This window comes from Guptibacillus algicola, from assembly GCF_020171805.1.
Taxonomy (GTDB): Bacteria; Bacillota; Bacilli; order Bacillales; family Guptibacillaceae; genus Guptibacillus; species Guptibacillus algicola.
The window spans coordinates 23,551-30,084 of sequence record NZ_JAIVAF010000013.1 but is presented as its reverse complement, the minus strand read 5'-3'; the positions used below and the strand labels follow the sequence as shown (position 1 = coordinate 30,084).

Here is a 6,534-nt window from a genome sequence, read left to right as displayed (position 1 = left end):
CCAGCGTTCGTCCTGAGCCAGGATCAAACTCTCCGATAGAAAGTCTAATCTAGCTTTAAAACTTGTTGTTTCCGTAGAAACAATTTCTTGCATGGCGTTTCGTTCAGTTTTCAAAGATCGATTTGATTCTTCCAATGTCGTTTTCAGCGACTTTATTAATATAACATATTAACTAATTCGTCGTCAATAACTTTATTTGAAAGTTTTGTGTGTCTGCCTTGTTGTTTCGGCGACATTTATAACTATAACAACTGTGCTTATTAAACGCAACCCTTTTATTAAAATTATTTTAGAAAAACAAAAAGGACTCGTTTTATTAACGAGTTCCCTTCGTTTAAGCTATGATAATTAGCTGAATGCAAGCTAAGGCAACTAGGCCCGGGAGTCCTAAGAACCCCGAAATGGCCGCAGTACCAAAGTTGATCGGTACGTGAAGATCAAACGGTGTACCGAATGTATTCAAAAAGAATAATAGCAGAGCGCCTATGGCAAGTTTGATCAATCCATGCCCTATCCACCGCATTGGCTTTAATGGCGCACCTATAAAAAGTAACAGAACAATACATATCGCGAATAATCCGATAACGAGTTTAGGATCCATAGAAGTCCCCCGCTCTTTTCCAGAATTATTAAAGTGTATGTCTGTCCAAATAAAAAAGAACGGGAAGTTTTATGACTTCCCCATTCTTATTTTTCTGCGCTTCGCTTCTTTTAATAGGAAGAAATATTTTGCTTCGTCGAGTTTCAATCGTGCAAGAACTGCACCAGAAGGTTCGACGCTACGCCCTACTATCTCTTTTTGTTTATTCCAAACTTCTTTTAATTCTTGCAGCGTTTGAATCAAATGCTCATCAGCTTGCTTTCTTAAATAGCCTTTTCGTTTGAAGAACATATCATTTCCTCCTGCTGCTTATAATTCCCTGCGTCCTTCTAATGCTTTAGACAAAGTAACCTCATCAGCGTATTCTAAATCGCCTCCGACTGGAAGCCCATGAGCAATACGTGTAATACGAATTCCCGTTGGTTTCACGAGTCGTGCAATATACATTGCTGTAGCTTCCCCTTCAATCGTAGGGTCCGTAGCAAGAATGATCTCAGTAACTTTGTCGTCTTGCAGACGTTTCAATAGCTCGGGAACTTTTATGTCTTCTGGGCCAATACCATCAACTGGAGAGATAGCGCCATGAAGAACATGGTATAAACCGGTGTAGTCTTTCATTTTCTCAACTGCGATAACATCCTTCGCATCTTGTACGACACAAATAACCGTCTCATCTCTATGGCTATCTGAACAAATTCTGCAAGGATCGGTGTCAGTGATGTGATTGCAGACTGAGCAATACGTTAATTGGCGCTTCGCGTTCACTAATGCCTTACCGAAATCGAGCACATCATCATCTTTCATTTCTAGCACGAAAAAAGCCAGGCGGACCGCCGTTTTTGGTCCAATTCCCGGCAATTTCATAAAACTATCGATTAGTTTTGATATTGGTTCAGGATAATGCACCTGCATACCCCCTATGTTAATCCAGGTATATTAAGTCCCTGTGTGAATTTACCCATGTCTTTGTTTACAAGCTCATCTACATTACGAAGAGCATCGTTCGTTGCAGCAAGGATTAAATCTTGAAGCATGTCGATGTCATCTGGATCTACAACTTCTTCCTTAACAGTTACTTCAAGAACTTCTTTATGTCCGTTTGCTTTTACAACGACCATTCCGCCACCAGCAGAACCTTCAACGATCTTCTCTTTTAATTCTTCTTGTGCCTTAGCCATGTCCTTTTGCATCTTTTGCATTTGTTTCATCATGTTGTTGTTCATGCCGCCACCCATTCCGCGTTTCATAAAAAATTCCTCCTTATTTATACTTAAAATTTAAGATTGAATATCAAGTAAATCATCGCCAACAAGGCGTCTTGCCTCAGAAACTAAAGGATCTTCCGTGTCCTCAGAGCCTTCATTACCACTAGGTTCTGGTTCGTCTCTCGTTTTTAGGAATTCGGCGCGGATTTCCTGCCAATCTCCTTCGACAATCCCCACCATCTCCATGTTTCTGCCAAGGGTTCTTGTAAGAACACTTTCAACAGTTCCACGTATGTTATCCTTCGCAGCCATCTGACAGTGCATGTCATATTGGAAAGAGAGTAAAAACGTTTTGTCAGTCGCAGCAACAGGCTCACTGTCTTTTAGCCAGGCGTGAGCAGACACTTTTTCCTGACGGACGTTTTCCATTACTTCTCCCCAGACACTTTTCACCTTCATAAGGTCCTGTTTCGTTGCCTTCTTGAGGATCTCTTTTATTTTACCATGAGATACGCTAGATTTCTGTTTCGATGGTTTAAATTGTTTTTTCGGTTTGGACTCTTGTTCAGGTTCTACCTGCTTGACCTCAATTCCTTTTTGCTTCAACTCATTTAGTTCTTGTTCAAGCTTTTGGATGCGATCAAGAAGTTCACTATGATCTTGAGTTGCTTGGCTCGCTGTTTCTTCCTGACATATTTGAACGAGTGCCAGTTCAAGGAAAATACGTGGGTGATTCGTCCACTTCATTTCTTGTTGATTGCGATTAAGGGTTTCGATGACCTTATAAACCCACTCTTTCGAACTGTTCTTAGCAAGGTGTTCGAAAGATTCGTCAACCTTCACGCGTTCTTCAACTTCTTCAAGCTGAGGTGCTGTCTGGAAAAGGAGTAGATCTCTAAAGTAATAGATGAGATCCTCTAAAAAGCGAGCTGCGTCCTTCCCATGTTCCATCAATTCTTCAACTGCATTAAGTGCTTCAGCTACATCTTTCACAAAGAAAGCCGCCGCTATTCTAGAAATCATCTTCTGCGATACGCTACCTGTTACTGCAAGCACATCATCAAGGCTAACTTCTGCTTCACTATATGATATGGCCTGATCAAGAATGCTTAGCGCATCCCGCATCCCTCCATCTGCAGCTCTTGCTACCTGATAGAGAGCATCTTCTTGAACCTCAATCTCTTGAGCTTCAATAATGGTTTGTAATCGTCCCACAATATCATAAGCCGTGATCCTTCTCATATCAAAGCGCTGACACCTGGATATAATCGTTAGAGGTATCTTATGTGGCTCAGTGGTTGCGAGAATAAATACAACGTGTTTTGGTGGTTCTTCAAGTGTTTTGAGTAAAGCATTAAATGCTCCTGTCGACAACATGTGAACCTCATCTATAATGTACACCTTATAAGAAACAGAACTCGGCGCGTACTTCACTTTATCGCGAATGTCCCTGATATCATCGACGCCTGTATTCGAAGCCGCATCGATTTCAATAACATCCGATATCGATCCATCTGTGATTCCAAGGCATGCTGAGCATTCATTACAAGGTTCAGCTACTGGTGCTTTTTCACAGTTAATTGCTTTTGCAATAATCTTCGCAGCACTAGTTTTTCCCGTTCCTCGAGGTCCTGTAAACAAATAGGCGTGAGAGATTTTTTGCTGCATGAGTGCATTTTGAATTGTTCGTGTGACATGCTTCTGGCCGACTACGTCTTCAAAAGTCTGTGGCCTCCAAACACGATATAGCGCTTGATAACTCATTCGCCTACTCTCCTCCTAACCTCATCATACTTTTCTATTATACCGTTTCATTCTATCTAATTCAAAAAACAATCTCAGAAATTAAACATAAAAAAACTCACTCTCTAAAGAGTGAGTTGGTCATTTCATTATTAAAACCGTGCACCTTCCTTTGATAAAGCCACCACAGGCGTTACCTGAACAGTTAGCTCGATCCGGGCACTCCCGCGGCACACAGAGGAATCTACTTACTGCTGCTTCCTTCCGGACCTGACAGGGTTCATAGGACTCTGTTGCGCAGGACCCGAATGTCAACACCACTTATTCAGGGCAGACCCCGCAGTAGCTAAACCTCGGGAAGGGATTCAGTCTCGCTGTAGCGGATTGCGAGTACAGGGCACCGCTAATTCCCCACCTAGCACGGCAAATTTGATAACAATTTCAGTGCACGTCTAACGTGCAAAATCTAGTATATCGCATAAAAATAAAAATATCAATAGATGACGTTATCCATCTTTTGTAAATGGCGGAGGCGAGAGGATTCGAACCCCCGCGGCGCGTGAACGCCCTAGCTGATTTCGAGTCAGCCCCCTTCAGCCAGACTTGGGTACGCCTCCATCTATCGATTTGTTTTGCAAAACAAACTATAACATCTCATCCGAGCTCGTATCAAACGTTTCCTTTTTCCTCCGCTTTTCTTCTTTTCGCTTTTCTCTCAGCGTTCGAAAAAATGACGATAACATCGAGCCACATTCTTCTTCCATTACCCCTCGCGAAATCTCTGCTTGATGATTAAAGCGCTCGTCGTCAAGGAGATTCATAAGAGTGCCTGCGCATCCACCCTTTGGATCACTTGCACCATACACCACTCGTTCCACTCTTGAAAGTACAATTGCACCGCTGCACATTGCACAAGGTTCAAGCGTTACATATAACGTACACCCTGTAAGTCTCCAGCTTCCAGTTACCTTGCACGCTTCATCGATTGCAAGTAGTTCGGCATGAGCTACAGATCGTTGTTCAGATTCTCTCAAGTTGTATGCGGAAGCAATGACTTTATTGTCTTTTACAATGACTGCACCTATAGGTACTTCTCCTATTTCCTCAGCTTTCTTTGCTTCTTCAATTGCTTCTTTCATAAAATCACAATCACTGTACGGCGTATCTTTCATTCTGGCGACTCCTTCTTAGAATGTTTTATTTCATTCCACTCTTGGGTAAACTACATACAATTTCCATCTACTATCTATTATAGGGAGAGGAGTTCAAATGAGCAAAAAACATACAAAATCAGAACATCAGCAATCATCCGTAGCGCTACTACTGATCGATGTTATTAATACAATGGATTTTGAAGGTGCTGAACTACTAGAAAGGTATACAGAGGAAGCCGCTGATCGCATTGCAGCCTTAAAAAAGAATGCAAAAGCAAGTGGGATGCCTGTCATCTACGTCAATGACAACTATGGGATGTGGCAGTCGAACTTTAATAAAGTCGTCAACTACGCTGCAGAAGCGAATGGAAAACATCTCGTAGACCGTCTAGCACCTGAAGATGACGACTATACTGTTGTGAAGCCGAAACATTCTGGTTTCTTCTCGACCCCACTTTCTTCCTTATTAAAATATCTAAAAGTCCATACGCTTATTCTTACTGGGTTTGCCGGTAATATCTGTGTCCTGTTCACAGCCAATGACGCTTATATGAGGGAATATGAACTTTACATCCCTCGGGATTGTAGTGCTTCTAACGTTCAAGAAGATAATGAGTATGCATTACGACTCATGGAAGGAAACCTGAAAGCGAACATTCAAGCTTCAAATGAATTAGACCTTAACGAAATAATGCAACGTGCTGATGAGAAAAATACTGTTACGTCATATGAAGGATAAATCAAAAACCCCCTCTGCAATAGAGGGGGTTTTTGATTACGAACTTGTCTGGAAATAAGCTGGCCTTTGTTCAAATGCAGCATTTAAGTACGTTACCATCAACTTATCATCAAACAATTTACTCCCTTTTCGGAGACTTTGACAATAGCCATTTCTAAACTCAAGACGATCAATCGTAAATGTTTGACTGTATTCACTGCTTACCGTCACTTCTATAGCACGTTCATCCGCTTTAAAAGAAAGAATCGTGTCATTGATTTGAAAACGAACTTCCTCTAAATACTTCGTATGATACATACAAGTCATACATCGAACGACTTCATAATATCCCGCATCCGTTGTAACATGCTCTAGCTTGTATCTTTTCAAATCTGAATCTATGTATTTCATCACGTCCTGTACTTTTTTAGAAGGGATAGCTAGTTCTATATTCGTAGTCAATGAACGATAAAAGCGCTTTTTAATTCCAACCTTATACGAAACTAGTCCGACACACCACGTGACGATGAGTACTGGCAAAAGAAATGAGAGGATTTCTTGCTGAAAAATCGTCCATTCGTAATACCATACAAGTAGCAACGTGATAAGAGAGAATAAAATTCCTGCTACTAACGTTTGCGGGCGATAATCGCGAAAATCATTCTCAGCACTCGAAAGCTCTGCTTTCAACCACTCGAGTTCATATAAATCAAAACGCTGTAATTCTTTCTGTAGCCAAGAAGTGTCATGCATCCATCCGTCTGAGCGTCTATGATGCAAAAACCCTTTAAAGAAGCTATGGATATTTGAATTGGTCTCCATCTTACGTTCGATCGTCTTCCGAAATGCACGATCATAGGCACGTGCTACTAGACTGATGATCTGCACAAACACAAGAAGTGATAGCAATAATAAGAAAAGCTGCCCCCATGGGTTGTCTGTAAATAAAGTTTGTACCCCATCAACCAGCGGAGAAAGCTCATTTTTTAAATTGATTCGGACGGCACGAAACACTTCGGCCGCTGCACCTTTCCACTCGTCCAACGTGAAAGCCTCCTAACCTAGCAATCTTATGTATCCATCATATCACCTTTGCTATTCTTTAGCTTGCAT

Annotated in this window: 8 protein-coding genes, 1 tRNA gene and 1 other RNA gene; 1 reads left to right on the top strand and 9 read right to left on the bottom strand. The window is 41.5% G+C overall.

What is annotated here, in order from left to right:
- Nucleotides 1-334: 334 nt before the first annotated feature.
- From LCM09_RS20555 to tadA, 8 genes are all read right to left on the bottom strand, one after another.
- Nucleotides 335-601, bottom strand: a complete 267-nt coding sequence (locus LCM09_RS20555; protein ID WP_224885609.1) for a pro-sigmaK processing inhibitor BofA family protein — start codon at nt 599-601, stop codon at nt 335-337.
- 69 nt (nt 602-670) lie between these two features.
- The gene (locus tag LCM09_RS20550; RefSeq protein ID WP_224885608.1) at nt 671-892 is read right to left on the bottom strand and encodes a YaaL family protein; all 222 of its coding nucleotides are present in this window, start codon (nt 890-892) and stop codon (nt 671-673) included.
- Between the two features lie 18 nt (nt 893-910).
- On the bottom strand, nt 911-1,507 hold the full coding sequence (recR, locus tag LCM09_RS20545) for a recombination mediator RecR (RefSeq protein ID WP_224885607.1): 597 nt from the start codon (nt 1,505-1,507) through the stop codon (nt 911-913).
- A gap of 11 nt (nt 1,508-1,518) precedes the next feature.
- Nucleotides 1,519-1,836, bottom strand: a complete 318-nt coding sequence (locus tag LCM09_RS20540) for a YbaB/EbfC family nucleoid-associated protein (protein WP_224885611.1) — start codon at nt 1,834-1,836, stop codon at nt 1,519-1,521.
- A gap of 42 nt (nt 1,837-1,878) precedes the next feature.
- Nucleotides 1,879-3,570: a DNA polymerase III subunit gamma/tau gene (gene dnaX, locus LCM09_RS20535; RefSeq protein WP_224885606.1), complete on the bottom strand. Its 1,692-nt coding sequence runs from the start codon at nt 3,568-3,570 to the stop codon at nt 1,879-1,881.
- A gap of 137 nt (nt 3,571-3,707) precedes the next feature.
- An RNA gene (ffs, locus tag LCM09_RS20530) (signal recognition particle sRNA large type) lies at nt 3,708-3,973 on the bottom strand.
- Nucleotides 3,974-4,073: 100 nt separating this feature from the next.
- A tRNA-Ser gene (locus LCM09_RS20525) sits at nt 4,074-4,166 on the bottom strand.
- Between the two features lie 27 nt (nt 4,167-4,193).
- Nucleotides 4,194-4,721, bottom strand: coding sequence for a tRNA adenosine(34) deaminase TadA (gene tadA / locus LCM09_RS20520; RefSeq protein WP_224885605.1), 528 nt, complete (start codon nt 4,719-4,721; stop codon nt 4,194-4,196).
- Nucleotides 4,722-4,818: 97 nt separating this feature from the next.
- On the opposite strand from tadA, the gene LCM09_RS20515 reads away from it, so the two are divergent.
- Nucleotides 4,819-5,442: a cysteine hydrolase family protein gene (locus LCM09_RS20515; protein WP_224885604.1), complete on the top strand. Its 624-nt coding sequence runs from the start codon at nt 4,819-4,821 to the stop codon at nt 5,440-5,442.
- 36 nt (nt 5,443-5,478) lie between these two features.
- Here LCM09_RS20515 and LCM09_RS20510 read toward each other — a convergent pair whose 3' ends face one another.
- The gene (locus tag LCM09_RS20510) at nt 5,479-6,465 is read right to left on the bottom strand and encodes a hypothetical protein (RefSeq protein WP_224885603.1); all 987 of its coding nucleotides are present in this window, start codon (nt 6,463-6,465) and stop codon (nt 5,479-5,481) included.
- Nucleotides 6,466-6,534: the final 69 nt, after the last annotated feature.